This is a genomic window from Arachidicoccus terrestris (assembly GCF_020042345.1).
Classification (GTDB): domain Bacteria; phylum Bacteroidota; class Bacteroidia; order Chitinophagales; family Chitinophagaceae; genus Arachidicoccus; species Arachidicoccus terrestris.
Genome location: NZ_CP083387.1, coordinates 680,634 through 698,426 on the forward strand (window position 1 = coordinate 680,634; position 17,793 = coordinate 698,426).

Annotated in this window: 15 protein-coding genes; 7 read left to right on the forward strand and 8 right to left on the reverse strand. The window is 47.1% G+C overall.

Annotated elements, in window-relative coordinates; all coding sequences use genetic code 11:
- The first annotated feature begins 1 nt into the window (after position 1).
- The 4 genes from K9M52_RS02685 to K9M52_RS02700 all read left to right on the forward strand — a co-directional run bounded on the left by K9M52_RS02685 (position 2) and on the right by K9M52_RS02700 (position 5,915).
- Positions 2-1,186, forward strand: a complete 1,185-nt coding sequence (locus tag K9M52_RS02685; protein ID WP_224070530.1) for an AGE family epimerase/isomerase — start codon at positions 2-4, stop codon at positions 1,184-1,186.
- Positions 1,187-1,241: 55 nt separating this feature from the next.
- Positions 1,242-2,420, forward strand: coding sequence for a sialidase family protein (locus K9M52_RS02690; protein WP_224070531.1), 1,179 nt, complete (start codon positions 1,242-1,244; stop codon positions 2,418-2,420).
- Between the two features lie 71 nt (positions 2,421-2,491).
- Positions 2,492-5,152 (forward strand): family 20 glycosylhydrolase, encoded by a 2,661-nt coding sequence (locus K9M52_RS02695; RefSeq protein WP_224070532.1) that lies wholly within the window; start codon positions 2,492-2,494, stop codon positions 5,150-5,152.
- Between the two features lie 502 nt (positions 5,153-5,654).
- A complete protein-coding gene (locus K9M52_RS02700) occupies positions 5,655-5,915 on the forward strand; it encodes a hypothetical protein (protein ID WP_224070533.1) in 261 nt (86 codons plus the stop codon).
- A 105-nt stretch (positions 5,916-6,020) separates the two neighbouring features.
- Here the strand turns inward: K9M52_RS02700 and K9M52_RS02705 are convergent, their stop codons facing one another.
- The gene (locus K9M52_RS02705; protein WP_224070534.1) at positions 6,021-6,308 is read right to left on the reverse strand and encodes a hypothetical protein; all 288 of its coding nucleotides are present in this window, start codon (positions 6,306-6,308) and stop codon (positions 6,021-6,023) included.
- A 186-nt stretch (positions 6,309-6,494) separates the two neighbouring features.
- Between K9M52_RS02705 and K9M52_RS02710 the strand changes: the two genes are divergently transcribed.
- Both K9M52_RS02710 and K9M52_RS02715 read left to right on the forward strand, forming a co-directional pair.
- On the forward strand, positions 6,495-7,076 hold the full coding sequence (locus K9M52_RS02710) for a hypothetical protein (protein WP_224070535.1): 582 nt from the start codon (positions 6,495-6,497) through the stop codon (positions 7,074-7,076).
- Between the two features lie 44 nt (positions 7,077-7,120).
- The gene (locus K9M52_RS02715) at positions 7,121-9,331 is read left to right on the forward strand and encodes a cation:proton antiporter (protein WP_224070536.1); all 2,211 of its coding nucleotides are present in this window, start codon (positions 7,121-7,123) and stop codon (positions 9,329-9,331) included.
- Between the two features lie 3 nt (positions 9,332-9,334).
- Here K9M52_RS02715 and selD read toward each other — a convergent pair whose 3' ends face one another.
- The 4 genes from selD to K9M52_RS02735 all read right to left on the reverse strand — a co-directional run bounded on the left by selD (position 9,335) and on the right by K9M52_RS02735 (position 12,927).
- Positions 9,335-10,414, reverse strand: coding sequence for a selenide, water dikinase SelD (gene selD / locus K9M52_RS02720; RefSeq protein ID WP_262902431.1), 1,080 nt, complete (start codon positions 10,412-10,414; stop codon positions 9,335-9,337).
- A 29-nt stretch (positions 10,415-10,443) separates the two neighbouring features.
- Positions 10,444-11,502, reverse strand: coding sequence for a tRNA 2-selenouridine(34) synthase MnmH (gene mnmH / locus K9M52_RS02725; protein ID WP_224070538.1), 1,059 nt, complete (start codon positions 11,500-11,502; stop codon positions 10,444-10,446).
- A 98-nt stretch (positions 11,503-11,600) separates the two neighbouring features.
- Positions 11,601-12,116, reverse strand: a complete 516-nt coding sequence (locus K9M52_RS02730; protein ID WP_224070539.1) for a hypothetical protein — start codon at positions 12,114-12,116, stop codon at positions 11,601-11,603.
- 52 nt (positions 12,117-12,168) lie between these two features.
- Positions 12,169-12,927 (reverse strand): menaquinone biosynthetic enzyme MqnA/MqnD family protein, encoded by a 759-nt coding sequence (locus K9M52_RS02735; protein ID WP_224070540.1) that lies wholly within the window; start codon positions 12,925-12,927, stop codon positions 12,169-12,171.
- A gap of 68 nt (positions 12,928-12,995) precedes the next feature.
- On the opposite strand from K9M52_RS02735, the gene purB reads away from it, so the two are divergent.
- Positions 12,996-14,342, forward strand: coding sequence for an adenylosuccinate lyase (gene purB / locus K9M52_RS02740; RefSeq protein WP_224070541.1), 1,347 nt, complete (start codon positions 12,996-12,998; stop codon positions 14,340-14,342).
- A gap of 99 nt (positions 14,343-14,441) precedes the next feature.
- Here purB and K9M52_RS02745 read toward each other — a convergent pair whose 3' ends face one another.
- From K9M52_RS02745 to K9M52_RS02755, 3 genes are all read right to left on the reverse strand, one after another.
- Complete coding sequence (locus K9M52_RS02745) at positions 14,442-15,572, reverse strand: twin-arginine translocation signal domain-containing protein (RefSeq protein WP_224070542.1); 1,131 nt, start codon at positions 15,570-15,572, stop codon at positions 14,442-14,444.
- Between the two features lie 77 nt (positions 15,573-15,649).
- On the reverse strand, positions 15,650-16,867 hold the full coding sequence (locus K9M52_RS02750) for a carbohydrate-binding family 9-like protein (protein ID WP_224070543.1): 1,218 nt from the start codon (positions 16,865-16,867) through the stop codon (positions 15,650-15,652).
- Between the two features lie 188 nt (positions 16,868-17,055).
- Complete coding sequence (locus K9M52_RS02755; RefSeq protein WP_224070544.1) at positions 17,056-17,787, reverse strand: shikimate dehydrogenase family protein; 732 nt, start codon at positions 17,785-17,787, stop codon at positions 17,056-17,058.
- Between the last annotated feature and the right edge of the window lie 6 nt (positions 17,788-17,793).

A 17,793-nucleotide genomic window follows, 5' to 3' on the forward strand; every position in this document is an offset into this window, starting at 1 on the left:
TATGCATCTGGACACCACTTATCTGAAAAAACATTTTGAGTTCTACCGGCACCAGCTTTTAGAAGATACCCTCCCCTTCTGGTTTCCCAGAAGCGTGGATCAGGAGCATGGCGGCTACCTATTTATGCGGGACGCAGACGGAACGCTTTTAGATGATGACAAAGCCGTATGGATACAGGGACGCGCAGCCTGGCTGTTGGCAACCTTATATAATACCGTAGAAAAAAAACAGGCATGGCTGGACGCAGCCGCTACCGGCATTGAATTTTTAACCCGGCACTGTTTTGATACCGACGGACGCATGTTCTTTCATGTGACCAGAGACGGCCGTCCCATCCGGAAGCGCAGGTATTTCTTTTCGGAAACTTTTGCCGTCATCGCCATGGCTGCATACGGGAAAGCCAGCGGAGATGAACAGATAGCCCGGCGGGCCCGGGACTTATTTAGCCGTTGCATGCAATATGCAGACGGCAGGTTGCCTTTACCGGAGAAATTCACGGCGACCAGACTCGTTAAAGGCATCGGCGTTCCCATGATTATGCTCAATACAGCCCAGCAACTCAGAGACACTGTCGGAGATCCCGGCTGCGATGCCGTGATCGATCACTGTATAGGGGAAATTGACACCTATTTTGTCAAAGATGATATCCGGTGTGTAATGGAACAGGTGAGTCCGGCCGGTGACATCATTGATCATATTGATGAGCGGACCCTGACGCCCGGTCATGCCATAGAGGGTGCCTGGTTTATCCTGGCAGAAGCGCGTCACAGAAATAACGACCCGAGGTTAATCGATCTGGGATGCCGGATGCTGGATTATATGTGGGAAAGAGGCTGGGATCAGCAGTACGGGGGCATTTTCTATTTCAGGGATGTTTATCATAAGCCGGTGCAACAGTACTGGCAGGACATGAAATTCTGGTGGCCGCATAATGAAACGATCATCGCTACCTTACTGGCCTATACCCTCACCGGTAATGAAAAATATAAGCAGTGGCACGGGCTGGTACATAATTATTCTTACCGGCATTTTCATGACCCGCAGGCAGGAGAATGGTTTGGCTATCTTCACCGCGATGGACGCGTTGCCCAAACAGCCAAAGGCAACCTGTTTAAAGGGCCCTTTCATTTACCCAGACAGGAATGGTTTTGCATGCAGCTGATCAAGGACTGCCTGAAGGCCTGATCTCTGTCAACATTTACGTCAACGTTAGTTGAGATTTTGAAATTTAAAAAGTAGGATGATGCATAAAATATTAAATACTGTCGCTGCCATACTCGTGCTGACCCTGGCGAGCCAGCTGCAGGCGCAGCGATTAGACAAAACCACTGTTTTTGAATCGGGCAAAGAAGGATACAAATCGTTTAGGATACCGGCGATTATCAGCCTTCGTAATGGTGACCTGATTGCTTTTGCGGAAGGCCGCGTGACAGGTGCGGCTGATTTTGGGCATATACAGATCGTAATGAAAAAGAGTACCGATCAGGGTAAGACCTGGGGGCCGTTAAAAGTTGTGGCCGCCAATGGCCGGTTACAGGCCGGTAATCCTGCCCCCGTTTTAGACCTGACAGCCCCGAAGTACCCCAAAGGACGGCTCTTTTTGTTCTACAATACGGGAGACGTCGATGAGGGGCCGATGCGCCAGGCAAAGGGCGTTCGTCATGTCTTGTATACCACCTCCATTGACGGCGGTAAAAGCTGGAGTAAGGCCGTAGATATCACGGACCAGACCAGTAAAATCAACCGGCCGGATATCAACGCCTCCTGGAACCATCCCGAGGATTGGCGCTCTTATGCCAATACGCCGGGCCATGGCCTGCAGCTTAGAAAAGGACCGTTTAAAGGACGCCTGTATATCGCGGCCAATCATTCTGAGGGGACGCCCAAAAAAGACTTTATGGATTATGTCGCCCATGGTTACTACAGTGATGATCATGGAAAGACCTTTCATATCAGTGAAAACAACCCCTTGCCGGGCTCCAATGAATCCAGTGCGGCAGAGATTTCGGGGGGCAGGGTCATGACCAATACGCGCAATCAAAAAGGGGACATTCACGCCCGGATTGTTGCCATCAGTCAGGACGGCGGCAGGCACTGGGATACGGCTTATTTTGATCAAAGCCTGCCAGACCCTGTCTGTGAAGGGTCAATTCTTACTGTAAAGTATGGCAAAGACCATAATGTCATGGCATTCTGTAATGATGCGAGCCGGGCAGGAAGAGACAGCCTGACACTTAGAATCAGTACGGATGACGCCAAAAACTGGCAGGCGTCCATTTTGATTGCCGCTAAGAACACGGCCTATTCAGATATTGTAGGGATCGGTAAGCATAAAGTCGGGGTATTGTATGAAGGCGAGGGCTATAAGAAGATTATTTTTACGACGGTGAACTGGAAACGCCTTTTAAAAGATAAATAGTGGGCGGTGATATCTGCCTTGTATTTCCTCCGGACATTTTCTTCATTTAAAATCCCAGGACTCTTTAAGCCATGAAATCATTTCTTTTTACCATTACTGCTCTTTTAGTGTGTCAGCTGCCTTCCTTCGGTCAAACCCGGCATCCGCTAAAAGCACCCGCACAGCTCGATGACAGCTTGTTTTCCACCTATTACCGGCAAAGGGTATCGTTATTCAGGTCACTACCGACCCATCGTAACAGTATTATCTTTTTAGGAAACAGTATCACGGATGGCGGTGAGTGGGCTGAACTTTTTAATAACGATGCCAGAATAATCAATCGCGGAATCAGTGGCGATATCACCGCGGGTGTTTTAAACAGATTAGACGAGGTTACCAGGCGCCGGCCGGCAAAGGTCTTTTTACTCATCGGCACCAACGACCTGGCCAGAGGCATTTCCACGGACAGTATTTTGAAAAATATATACTTAATTGCCGGGATCATCCATCAGCAGTCTCCTTACACAAAACTATATATCCAGAGCCTGACACCGGTAAACGATTATTATGGCAAATTTCCCTCCCATACAGGTAATAGCGACAAGATCAAAACGATTAACCGGTCACTGGCGGACCATGCGGGGCATAAGGATTATCCCTATACTTACTTAAACATCCATGACTTATTCACGGATCAGGCAGGACTTTTTGATACGGGGTTGACCAATGACGGTCTCCACTTAAAAGGAGAGGCTTACCAGCGTTGGAAGCATTTTCTGTATCCTTATTTGCAGGATGTACAACCCAGGCCCGCTTTGGTTCCTTTGCCCAGGGAACTGACCTGGACCGGACAGTCCTTTGATCTTTACCTCCCGACAACGATCGAGATACGTCAAGACAGCTTACGGGATCTGGCCGTAGATTTACAAAAAATCATCCGCGACGCCGGTTATCAGGTGTCGATCAACGATCCGTCCAAAACTGAACAGTCCATTAAATTAAAGATAGAGAAAATAAGCACTGCAGTTAACCCAGCGGAGGCCTATCAGTTAGAAGTCAATCAGCATCATATCAATATTAAAGCGGGTACCAAGGAAGGCCTGTACAGGGGACTTCAGACACTCAGGCAACTACTGCGTGACGGGTCGGTTATTGATGGCTGTAAGATTAGTGACGAGCCGGCTTATAGCTGGCGCGGCTATATGGTAGATGTCGGCAGAAACTACCAGTCCATGGACCTGTTAAAGCGGCAGATCGACCATATGGCGGCGCTGAAGTTGAATGTCTTCCATTTTCACGCCACGGAAAACGAAGCCTGGCGCTTCCAGGTCAGATCCTTTCCCGCTTTGACAGACCCCAGATTTATGGAGCGGGACAAGGGCCAGTATTATTCCACGGCAGAAATTAAAGAACTGATTAAATATTGTAAGGACCGGTATATCCTTTTTTTGCCGGAGATCGATATGCCAGGTCATAGCGCCGCTTTTACAAGAGCCATGGGCTATGACATGCAAAGTGATTCAGGGCTGGCGACGGTCAAAAAAATACTGACAGAAATTGCGGCGACCTATGATTTTCCCTATATCCATATCGGAGCCGATGAAGTCAAAATCACCCGGCAGGACTTTATCCCGGCAGTGACGAAACTATTGCAGGATAAAGGCATTAAAGTGATCGGCTGGGCACCGGGCGGCAAATATTATCCGGGAGTCATCCGGCAGTTATGGGGCAGTGATAAGGGGCTGACAGAAGATCATATCCAGCGCATTGATTCGAAAAACTTATATATCAACCATATGGACGCCGAAGAGTCCGTTGCCTCCATATACAACCATGCCATCTGCGGTGTGCAAAAAGGCGACACTTATCATCTCGGGGGCACCTTATGCCTCTGGAATGACCGCAGGTTAAGTACGGATCTTAATAACCTGATTCAAAATCCTGCCTATCCCGCCCTGGTCAGCTTTGCCGAAAGAGCGTGGTGCGGTGGCGGCAACACGTCTAACGAGGTTTTTATTCCGGATTCAGCGGCCGAACAGCGCCTTGCATTTGAGGCGTTTGAAAACCGGCTGCTGGATATCAAAAAGTCCTTCTTTTATAAGGAACCTTTTCCCTATGTGCGGCAAGCGAATATCCGGTGGCAGTTGATCGGCCCTTACCCTAATAATGGCGATCTGGAAAAATCTTTTGCACCGGAAGATAAGGGATTTGATTTTTCCGGTGCAGCCGATACCTTAAACGCGACCGGTGCAACGATTATTTTACGGCATTTTTGGCACCCTGCCGCTAAAGGGATACTCAAAAACCCGAAAGAAAACACCACCTACTACGCTTTTGCCAGGTATTGGAGTGAGGCAGATACCACGGCCGGGATGTGGATCGGATTTTATGATTTCTCCCGGTCTACCGCGACCAGTACCCCGAAAGCCGGCAGTTGGAACAATCTCTCCAGCAAGATCTGGCTGAACGGCACTGTCATTGCCCCACCTGACTTTGTAAGAGCAGGGCAAAGAGGCAACACCGAGACGCCCTATGTCGATGAAAACTATTCTTTCCGCATACCAGCGACCGTTCACCTAAAAAAAGGCTGGAACCAGATTTTAATCAAAGTTCTTATCGGCAAATTTAATTCCGGCATCTGGTACGCGCCGTACAAATGGATGTTTACAGCGGTTTTTGTAAAGAAACAGGGACCGGTAAACTGGCAGCAAGACGGCCGTTTTTACGGAAATAGACGGGATCAGGAAAAATGAGTAACTACCCTACCTTTAAAAGCAGACAATATTACTCTTTTTTCCCGGCCGTTGGTAAGAGATGCAAATATCGTTATATAGTAACAGCCAATACAGATTTTGAAGCGCGCCGTTATTTCCCGCAGTATGGCAGGTTAGTTCATAATTAACCTACTTTTGAAGGCCGGTTTTATTGCTTAAAACGGGAGGCTGTTTTGTTTTTCGGTGTCAGAAAAATTTTTTATTCCTTAAAACGTTGATAATAAATTCAATAATAAGTCTCAAGATTTATTAGTCTACAAAATTAGTAGATTTATTTGGCCGGTAAATAATAGTCTCCTATTTTTGTATCCGCATCAAGAAGTTAAGTAGTTATTGAGTAGGTTATTACTGACGCCAACCGAGCGATAAAGGCTACGGTGGTCAAACGATGAGGGTCTTACAAACCAAAAAAGTTGAAAGTATCCACGGATTAATGAACATTCTTTGATGCAATATTTTTTAACTATAAAAACATATTGCAATGGATTACGAAGTATTACTACAAGAGCAGGCGCTGTTATTTCAGCATGAATTTTCGAGGCTGGCGGATGACGAACTGGTACACCGGTTTAATAAACAAGTCAGGTGTCTGGGGGGCAACACGATCCGTAAAATCTACCTCGAGGCATTAAGAGAAGAGTTACGCAGAAGAAATTTTGACAGTAGTATTGTATTGAATAAGTGCGGTCTGAGACTGCACCATAAAGTCAAGCTGCAAAATCAAAGGCTGGTATACGCCTAAAGGATCTTGGCATAAAGGCCTACGCAACCTTTATTCCAGAAGTTTTCATCCATTTGTACGGGAATCATCTTGCATAAGGATGGTTCCCTTTTTTCCTGCCCCCCATTAATCCATCAGCATGCCGGTCACAATCACTCTTTTTTCACCTGAGTGATCCGTGGTCAGGGTGATATGAACGTGCTGAATAAGGAATGTAAAGTTGAGCGTATTTTCCTTATACTGATCGCCCACATGCAAAGAAGGGTAATGATCAGCAATCATATGCTGCAAAAAAGGTGTCGCAAAACTAAGCCTTGGATGCGGCAGATCATCGCTGTCTTGTTCAATCAATACATCCTGTGCCTGTATATCTCCACCATGAGTTGTCACATGTAACTGTACTTTTGCCTGCATAGATACACCATTTTTCAAAAACGATTATAACGAACAAATCCCTGCTGATCAAATATACGCAAAGATCTGCTAACAGGGCTTCCAGGGAGGCAATCATTGCGCTACACTGCTGATGGCTAGTATTTTACTGAATAATTGCTTATATTTATGAAGATTATTCTAAAACAATTTTTTTATATTGCCCTCATGTATCGTAAAACAACCATTTTATCCCTACTTATTGCCCTGTTATTCTCCCTTGGATGCGGACAGGCTGAAAGGGAGCAGAAACTGGCCGCCAGGGAAAAGCAGGTCATGGAGCAGCAGCAGGAACTGATCCTTAAAGCCAATGAACTTGCACTAAAAGAAGCCAGGTTACAAAAATTAGCCAAAAGCCTGGACAGTTCCAGCATCCTGCAAGATTCCCTTGAAGCCAGATTTCCTCATCTTGCGGGCAACTGGGAAGTGCAGATGATCTGCACGCAGGCAACCTGTACCGGTTCGGCAGTGGGAGACAGCAAAACAGAACGCTGGGCCATTTCTCTGGCAGGCGGTTCAGTGATCGCGCAGGCCTACACTAAAAATGTCTTAAGCCGTGTATATGTCGGCAATTATCAGGATGGCCTGTTGCAGCTGGCGGCACAGTCCGCAGATTCCGCAACAGAGGGCGGTGCTCAAATCAACGTATTTCTTCAGCAATCGGCCGATTCTTTATCCATGACCGGTAAAAGAAGTATTACACGACCAGGCTGTCAGATCGTCTATAACCTAACCATGAAAAAACAGTAATCCGCCGGAAGTATTACTGTGCTACTTACCTTAATTGATCAATTATGACCCTAATAACCGCCTTAGACTTTTCATTACCATTAACCAATCCGGTGATCATCTTTTCACTGGTGCTCTTTATCATTTTATTTGCGCCAATACTTCTGAACCGGATAAAAATTCCACATATCATCGGGCTGATCATTGCCGGTGTCATCGTCGGCCCTTATGGGTTCAATCTATTATTAAGAGACAGCAGCATCGTACTGTTCGGAACAGTGGGCTTACTCTATATTATGTTTCTGGCAGGCCTTGAAATCGACCTGGTAGAATTTAATAAGAATAAGTTTCGCAGTATGCTATTCGGCATGTATACCTTCTGTCTGCCTATGATACTTGGAATAGTGGGCGGCTATTACATATTAGGCTATTCAATGACCACCTCGATTTTATTCGCGTCCATGATGGCCTCTCATACGCTACTGGCCTATCCCATCGCCAGCAGATATGGCATCAATACCGATCCGTCGGTCACCATTACGATTGGCGGCACCATGATTACTGATATTCTGGCCTTGTTGGTACTGGCCGTTATCGTCGGCATGTCACAGGGAGAAATCGGCAGCAGTTTCTGGCTCAACCTGTCTATTTCCATGGTCCTCTTTGGATTAACGGTCATATTCATATTTCCACTGATTGCCAGATGGTTCTTTAAACACTACGAAGACAGTATCGGGCAATATATTTTTGTATTGGCCATGGTCTTTCTGGGCGGCTTCCTCGCGGAAGTGGCAGGCATTGAAGCCATCGTCGGCGCTTTCCTTACCGGGCTGGCGCTCAATAAATTTATTCCGCATAACTCGGCCCTGATGAACCGGATCGGTTTTGTAGGTAACGCCATCTTTATCCCTTTTTTCCTGGTAGGGGTGGGCATGCTCGTCAATGTGAAGGTGCTTTTCAGTAGCCTCGGCGGTCTTAAAGTTGGCCTGGTCATGATCGCCGTGGTCTTATTGGGGAAAATAGGTGCCGCCTGGCTGGCACAAAAATCATTTGGGTTCAACCGCGATCAGCGCCGGATTATCGGCGGGCTTAGTATGGCCCAGGCAGCTGCGACCCTGGCTGTAATTTTAGTTGGATATAACGTCATTCTGGGAGAAGCCCCCGACGGAACTCCTATTCGCTTACTTAATGAGGATGTTTTAAACGGCAGTATCCTGACCATTTTAGTCACTTGTACGGTGAGCTCCCTCATGGTTGAAAGAGCATCCAAAAATATCGCTGAAGCAGAGCTTTCAGCGACGACAGAAGAAATTCCTGAAGATAAAGACAAGGTCCTGATTTGCTTTGATGAACCGGACACTGTCAGTGACCTCGTTGACCTGGCGCTTATGATGAATACACGTAAAGAAGCACCGGAGCGTTTTGCTTTGCACGTCGTAGAAGAGCAAAATGATGATGAGTCCAAAAGGAAGGAATCAGAGAAAATGATGAAAACAGCCCTGGAACAGGCAGCCGGATCAGATACGGTTATTACGCCTATTATCCGTTATGACCAAAGCGTTTCCAAAGGCATTCTTTACACCATTAAAGAACATCTGATCACGGATATAATTATTGGCGTAACCCAGTCAGGTAGTAAAAAGAGCCAGATTGGCCTGACCACCGATCAGATTCTCTCCCATACGGAGCAAACGGTATTTGTTCACCATTCCGTACAGCCTTTTAATACGCTGGCAAGAATTGTTGTTGTCGTGAATAAACATGCTGAATGGGAAGAAGGCTTCAGCCACTGGGTGACTAAAGTCCTGACGATTTCCAGGGAAAGCGGATTACCCCTGGTGGTGTACTGCAATTCCACCATTCAAAATGCGGTTGAAGTAATTAATCAGGCCACCGCTAAACCGCTGACGCTGACATTTGAAAACTGGGATGACTGGGATGATTTTTTGATTTTAAGCCGGGAGTTACAACCCAACGACCTGTTTATTGTCGCCATTTCAAGACCCGGCTATAGCTCCTATCACAGTAAGCTGTCCAAGACCGCCTACTATCTGAATAAGTATTTTGCCAAGTTCAGTTATATATTACTCTATCCGCAGCAAAAAGCCACTTATTCTAAGCTAACCGATTTGCATCAGGAAGAAGGAACCATACTGGACGTTTTCTCCGAAGGACGTAAAGTGGCAGAGAAAACAGGTAACCTGATCGGCAATTTATTCAGGAAGGACGGATCAAAAGACCCCGGCAATCACAGAGATACGGAAAGCAATAACTAGCTGTTATTTCACACGTATGTAGGCGCCCTCGTCTTCCGCGCTGCGCGCGTCCAGCCATCCGATAGCGTGCACGCCGAGACCCTGCGCGGCCAGTACTCTTTCAAACGCTGATGCCGCGGCTTCTTTAACGGCGACCAGTAACCCACCGCTGGTCTGAGGATCTGCCAGAATCTGTTTTTGTTTTTCAGTAACCGGTCCGATCCACCTTCCGTAGCTCTCCCAGTTCCGGCCTGTTCCGCCGGGAACCGCCCCCTGATCCAGATAGGATTCGATCCCTGGCAGCAAAGGCACTTTATCAAATTCAATCACGCCGTTTACATGACTGCCCTGGCACATTTCCTTTAAATGACCAAGTAATCCGAACCCCGTCACATCGGTCATCGCTGTTACTTCATCCAGCGTGCCAAATACGGCGCCTGCCTTGTTCAGTGTTGTCATGTTCTGCAGCGCAGCCAATGCATGTCCTGTTTTGATCAATCCTTTTTTCTGCGCCGTCGCTAAAATACCCACACCCAGCGGCTTGGTCAAATAGAGCCGGCATCCCGGCTGAGCCGTAGCATTTTTTTTCAGGTGCCGGTTTTGGATCAGTCCGTTGACCGCTAATCCAAATATCGGCTCAGGTGTATCAATACTGTGTCCACCGGCCAGGCTTATCCCAGCCTCGGCGCAAATGGCCCTTGCGCCATCCAGTACCCTTCCCGCCAGTTCAATCGGCAGCAGCTTAACCGGCCAGCCCAGAATGGCCAGTGCCACAACAGGTTTACCGCCCATGGCATACACATCGCTAATGGCATTCGCGGCAGCCACCCGGCCAAAATCAAAAGGATCATCTACAATCGGCATAAAAAAATCGGTCGTTGAGATGAGAGACTGCTGATCATCGATTTGCCAAACCGCCGCGTCATCCCGCATCTGATTGCCGACTATGAGACGTGCATCCTTAAAGGCATGATCTCCCTCTGGCAAAATAGCGTCCAGTATCGCCGGACTGATCTTACAGCCACAGCCGGCTCCATGAGAATAAGCGGTTAATTTAACCGGTGCCGTAGCAGCGGTTGTATCGGGGGAAGATGTTATGTTCATCATTATTCTATTCTAAGTTATCGTCTGTTTTAATCGGATGCATGCCGCATAGTAGCCGCAGATCGCTGCGCTGCCACTTGTATTAATAAATCGGCGGCGCCGGATACATCTGCCGGATCTGTCACGGACAGTGCCGTGACCCAGCTTTTAGCGGCCCCTGGTTTACGTGACTTGACATACGCTTTATCATAATACATCAGGACACGTCTTATAAAAGCACGCATGTTTCCGCTTTGAATATCTTCGGTTGCCGCCCTGGTCTGATCCGGCCCCAGTCTCTTTTTAATTTTAAGGGTCGCCTCCGTGAGAAAGGCTTTATCTAATATACCATATTGACTGTTCAATATTTCCACCCTGGCCTCCAGCGGCACTTCCAGCTCTACAGCCGGCGCCGCACACAGTTGTGTCCAGAGTCCGCCGGGAACGGCACATCTGCCAATGGTGATACTTTCATCTTCGATCCAGACAGTCTTTGAACAATCCAGGTCCTTGAGCTGCCAGGCCAGATTATTTTCAAATTGCTCCTGGGTGGGCTGTATCAGGCGGCCCATGCTGCCATAGGCGGAGCCCTGATGACAGGCCAGCGCTTCCAGATCCAGTACCTGCTGCCGGCTAGCCAGTGCCTGCAAAATACCCGTTTTATTGGACCCTGTCTTCCCTGACAGGACCACCAGATTCAGCGGCTGGCTAAATAACGTATGTGCCCACCTGCGAAAGGCTTTATAGCCCCCCTTAATGACATATACCTCAAATCCATACAGGCTGAGTGCCCAGGCCATGGCTTCGCTCCGCATGCCGCCCCGCCAGCAATGTAAAATGACTTTTTGATCCGGTGCCAGCTCGAGCGCCTTTTTAATATACCCTGACCATTTGGGTCCTGTAATATCAAACCCCTTAAGGATGGCGGCCTGCCGGCCTTGATGATTATAGGTGGTGCCAATGGCAGCTCTCTCGTCATCGGTGAACAGCGGCAGCGACAGTGCGCCCGGAATATGCCCTTTGGCATATTCTGCAGGGCTCCGGATATCCAGCAGCGGTGCGTTTATTTCGCTGCCGCTCACTTTATCGAATGTTACTGTATGAATCATTTCCTTAGATCAAGGCGCAAGACCCTGAGTGGGCCAAAGATACCAACTATCGGGAGACTGCTGGCCGGGATTGAAAATTTCCTGAAAGGGGATTATGCTTACTGATGCACAAACAGCTCTTTATATTTTTTAAGCAGCTTAAAACTACAGACAATATGTACGGCGAGTAAAACATCAAATATCAAAAAGAAGATCATCAGATTTTTTAGCGCACCATACACCAGCTCAGCAGAAACAGGCATGGAGGTCGTGCCTTGCGCGTCCTCCATGGTATTGATCCAGACCTGCAGGGTTGTCATTATCTCCTTATGCATAAAGAACAGATAATAGGCATTATACAGGATCTGCAACACAAAGAAAATGGATACAAAAGCATTGACGCGGATCCAGTCTCTGTTACCCGCCTTGGCAGGCATTCCCGGTACAATGTTACGCCGGAAAAACTGGACTGATTTTACCATATAGATCACTACACAGGCAAATACGAAGACGCCGAGCAGCATCACCGGGTTACTGAAAGAAATGAACACAAAGGGAATCATAATAAAGGCCAGAATAAAAACAATGGGCATTAAAATGGCGCTTATGATGCGAAATAACTTTTCTGTATTCATATTTAGTTTTTGTGCTGTAAAGCATGATCTCGTGACCTGTAAAGGTACCTATTTAGGCTGGTAACGCCTGCATGAGCTTTAAAAACAAGTCCAATGCTTTTATTTTGTCGGGATTGACCTCGTAGCTGATTTTTTCTCTGAAATAGGTCTCCAGGTCAAAATAATCATAAGGGATCTCTGCTGATACCGCAGCTAAATTATCAAGTCCCTCCTTATTGGCCAAATTAAAAGCCTTAATAAAAGATTCAGGAAGGGTTTTATTGGCAATCCAGGCAGCCATCATAAAAGGAAGTCCCGTAAAGTCGGTCCAGACCTCTGCCAGATCATAAATATACTTCTGTGGCTGTGCGCCATATTTCTGTTCAAATACCCGGTCTCCGATGATCACACCCGCGGTGGTTCCCTTGATCTGCTGAATATAACCGGGCTTTGCCGCCTGATAGACCACGTTTTTTTTCCAGAAATGATGGAAAATCACTTTACAGAGATTAATGGAACTGAAACTCTGATAATCCAGCAATACCGTTTCTATTTCATCAACCGGTACATCACTGAACAGACAAACCGTCTCTACAGAACCCACGGAACCGATACAATAATCCGATACGATCTTCCACTCTTTCATCTGTGGTATATAAGCAACCGGAATCAATCCAAGGTCTACTTCATTATCTACCAGCATCTTACCTATTTTTGCCGGAAAATCCTCCACTAATTCCATCTGCTCCAGCAACTCCGGGGACCGTTTTACACCATATATTAAAGGTCTGGTATTTAAATAACTAACGGCTGCGACTTTTATCTTCTTCAAATGCTGTAAATTTGCCCGCAAAGATAACATTTATCAAAATATTCAAACGTTAGCAAAAACCAAATAGAATGGATCTTCACCACCTTACAGCCATCTCCCCTGTTGATGGCCGTTACCATCCACAGGTGACACAACTGGAGGGCTTTTTCTCTGAATATGCCCTGATCAGGTACCGTGTGTATGTAGAAATACAGTACTTTATTTTCCTGGCCGATAAGAAAATCTTCAAATTGCCGGCCAAGGATAAAAATAAACTGCTGGAGGCGGCCGATCAGTTCAGCCTGGAAGATGCGGTGCGTATCAAAGAGATTGAGAAAATCACTAATCATGACGTAAAGGCGGTTGAATACTTTTTAAAAGAGATCCTGGACACGCTCGGACTGAGCCATTTAAAAGAATGGATCCATTTTGGACTGACTTCCCAGGATATCAATAATACCGCAATCCCTTTAGGCTGGAAAGACGCGGTAGAAACCCAGTACTTGCCTGCCCTGCTGAATCTGCAAATGCACCTGCAGCAGATGGCTTCCGACTGGAAAACCATTCCCATGCTGGCCAGAACACATGGACAGCCGGCTTCTCCTACAACGCTGGGAAAAGAGTGGATGGTTTTTGTCGAGCGACTGATCCATCAGATCGATCTTTTGACGGCTGTTCCCTTTGCAGCTAAATTTGGGGGCGCCACCGGTAATTTCAATGCGCATCAGGTTGCCTTCCCTAAAAAAGACTGGGTGAAACTGGGCAATGAATTTGTAGAAGAAAGACTGGGGCTGCAGCGGATGCAGTTTACCACGCAGATTGAACACTATGATCTGCTGGCAGCACAATTTGACGGCATTAAAAGAATCAACAATATCCTGATCGATCTGTGTCGCGACATATGGACCTATGTATCCATGGATTATTTTAAGCAGAAAACAAAAAAAGGGGAAGTCGGGTCATCGGCCATGCCTCACAAGGTCAACCCGATTGACTTTGAAAATGCAGAGGGTAACCTCGGTATTGCCAATGCACTGTTAGAGCATTTATCCGCCAAATTGCCCATTAGCCGTTTACAGCGTGATTTAACGGACTCAACGGTGCTGCGCAACCTGGGTGTTCCTGTCGCACATACGCTCATCGCGCTGCGCTCCATCGAGAAGGGGCTCGGTAAATTACTGCTCAATGAAGCTAAACTCAGAGCGGACCTGGATAATAACTGGGCGGTGGTCGCAGAAGCAATCCAGACCATCCTGCGCCGGGAAAATTACCCGAATCCTTACGAAGCGCTGAAAGATCTTACCCGCGGCAAAGCATCTATTACGAAAAAGGATATCCAAAAGTTTATCACTTCACTTAAAGTCGCTAAAGAGATCAAAGACGAGCTGCGCAGGATTACGCCGGAGAACTATACCGGTATCACAGCTACCTTCTAAGTCTTACTTAGCTGCGCTATCAAAGGGCATCCTGATCGGTTCAACACGAAACAGGATGCCCTTTAAGATTGTAACGGCCAGTGATTAAATATCGGGGGCTTACTTTGATAAAAACTGGCGGCTGACTTCCTCAAGACAAGCCAGGTCACCGTCTTTCACGCTTCCGAAAAAAGAGATACCTCCGGCGCCATTTTCCAGCGCATAACGGATACCCTCTTTCAGGTCACCGCTGTTTTTAAAGTCAGGCAGATAGAGTCCCGCATACAACGGCATTTTCCCGTGCAGAAAATGTACACCCTCGGCAACCGCGTCACCGATCCAGCGCGTATTTTCTTTATAGAAACCGTGGTAAATCATGGGACAGACACCATCCATATTCCAGTAGGTCCAGTCCTGGCGCACATTTCTTCTGGCTACTTCAGGTGTCGGGAATACGGCAGCAGTGATCTTCTTACCGGCTCCATGCGCGATCTCTGCCAGATGGTTCACAATATTAGTAATCTGATTATAGCGAAACTGCCGCCATGAAAGGCTGGCGTCCGGATAGGTTATATCTTTCAATGTCTCGCCGCTCCATTGTTGAAAGCGCTGCTGGCAATGGTCACAGTAACAGAAATCATAGTCCGGCAGTTCTTTGGTCTGTATCAGGTCATAATTGGACCACAGATTCACGGGCAGGATCACATCACAATAACGGACATAATCCAGGTGGATGCCATCCACATAATCGAATGCCAGTATCTGGCTTACCTGTTGCTGCAAATAGCTCAGAGTGGTTTCTTTAGACGGGCACAGCCATCTGTAATAATCTACATAGGGCGGATGATCTGCACAGCTTTTACCCGATCTGGACACCGCATACCAGTCAGGGTGTTCCTTCAGCAGTTCCTTTTCACCCCGGTTCATGGTCCACATCCAGCGATGGGTTTCCAGGCCTTGCTTTTTCGCGGCCCTAAAATGCGCCTCACTGTCATTTTCAAAAAAAACACCTGTAATACCCGCCTTCGCGTAGGCTGAATAAGTCGTCTGCATTTCTTCTGACGTTTTTTTAGGATCAGGATTGATCCAAACCCAGTTCCGGAGTACTTTTTTTGCGGCGCCTTTCGTAAGATCCTCTTGCTTTTCTTGACCGGACGGATGCGTATATGCCGCCATGGCTAAGGGCGCTGTTGCGACACCGGCCGAAGCCAAAAGTGTTTTCTTGAGAAAATCGCGTCTATTGTCCTTCATTAGATTTCTCTTTAATGATTAAGTATTCTTATTTGACTCATTGATTAATTCCCTGTCGTAGCCCAAAGGTAAACAGATCAGTTCTGCCTTTCTCCCCTGATCAGTCCATTTTGATCCAGGGCAAGCAGCTCATCTCCATTTTCCGCTACCAGCGCGACCCGAAACCAGTTCTTACCGGCGTTCATATGCAATGTATATCTTTCGGTCTGACCGTTTTCGTTTAACACTGCCTTATTGTCCGTCACGCCGAGCTCCCTTAAAGTTAAGGCATATTTTTGATGTCGGGCAAACTGAAATTTCTGCAGGTAATAGAGCTTCCACAGAACAGCTTTTTGTTTTTCGATAAAAGGTAAAACGGGTAGTGCTGTGCTGTCGTTTGTAAAAAACAAATAGCCCCATCTGTCAGGAGCATGCATATCCACGATACCCTGCGGAGACCAGACCCAATTATGTTCAGCAACCCTCCTGCCATGGATCGTTTTTCTTTCATAACGCTTATTAATTGTCGTCAGATCCCACTGTACCCGGGAGAAATTCATGCGCCAGTAGGTACCGCGTGCAGGTGTCCGCTGACCAAAGCTCAGCACACTGCTAAATGGGATAGCCATTTCTACGGTCCAGCTGCTGTCTTTATCTTCCGGATTATTTACGGTCCCATGGAGCTGCACGGCTGACTGAAGACCTTTCAGGTCCCAATGGATCACCGCTCTGCCGCCATTCCTGTAGGGGCGTGTCATCATGAGATCCAGTACAGTGCCTAGTTGATTAATTTCCAGTTCATAATAGCTGGATACATCGGGGCCGGTCGTAAAAAAAGCTTCAAAGTCATTATTATGGTAAATGATCGTATCCCGCTTCCGGAGCGTGGCCCAGAGATCCTGATCTTTCAGTTCCGCTGCGATGTAGAGGAACTGGGCGTCCCAGCACATTTTTACGCGGGTAGCCAATATGTCCGCGGCTTGATCTATCCGGATGCCTTTTAATTTTGAAATGCCCGCAATGTCTGAAAAGAGATCGGACCACTTCGCAGCTTGCCATGCCGGATCCTCCAGGCGGCCATCAATCTTTATAGCATGTTGCGCCCTCGGTGCGGCATATATTTTCGGTTGGGCAAATAGTCCTGCCGGCAGGTTTTCAGGAACAGAATCAACATGGGGATCACCAGCGGCTGTTTTAACGCCCGCCCGGACTGCAGACTGGATGCCTATTAAGAAAATGCCGGTTATCAACCAGTAACAAAAAACGGCAGAGACTTTATGGAATGGCCTGCCATCTGGATCGTTTTTCTTAGTCATAGTTTAGTTAACACAGTGAATGCTACCTCAGCGACAGCGATGCAAAATAAACTTAAGTAATAATTATAAGCTATAACAGATCGTTAATGCGCGCATCCATAAGAACCGTGCTGATGTTGAATATAGTAACGTCCGGTTGCATCCTTTATTGAAAGCATCCTTTTACATTAGCAATCAGCACGCCTGTTTTACGCGTTCCAGATCTTCCAGTTTTCTTCCGCCTGGATTTCCAGCATGGGATAACCATTCTGGATCCTGGCCCCCTGGCGCTTTCCCAGTTCCAAAAACCGCGTAAGTGGCGGATTGTACACCAGGTCATAGAGGTAATGCGCAGAGCTCAGTTGCTCATAGGCCAGGTCCGGCGCCTGATCTTGTTTTGGATAAGTCCCTACCGGACTACAGTTGATTATAACCGTATACGTCTTCAGTATCTCCGGGTCTTTGATATCCTGATAAGAGAGCTGGCCGGGCGCCGGGTTTCTGGAAACAAACTTATAGCCGATACCCAGGTTTTGTAAAACAAAACAGATGGCCGCAGCCGCACCGCCGGTACCCAGTATCAAGGCCTTTTTATCCTGTGGATTCAGATGCGGCAGAAATGAACGCTCAAAGCCGGCTACATCTGTGTTATATCCCTTAAGCCTGCCACCCACGATCTGAACACAGTTACAGGCCTCAATAGCCTGAACGGCCTCAGACTGTTCATCCAGATAAGGAATAATGGCTTTTTTATAAGGAATCGTAATACAGAATCCTTTTAGCGCAGGATCCTGTATCAATTTTTCAACTTCTTCAATCTTGCTGAGCTCATGATTTTCAAATACGCAATCTGCCAGCCCTTCCTCTTTAAATTTTTCCTCAAAATATTTTTTGGAAAATGAGTGGCCAAGTGGCAGTCCGATGATCCCGTATTTTTTCATGCGTGC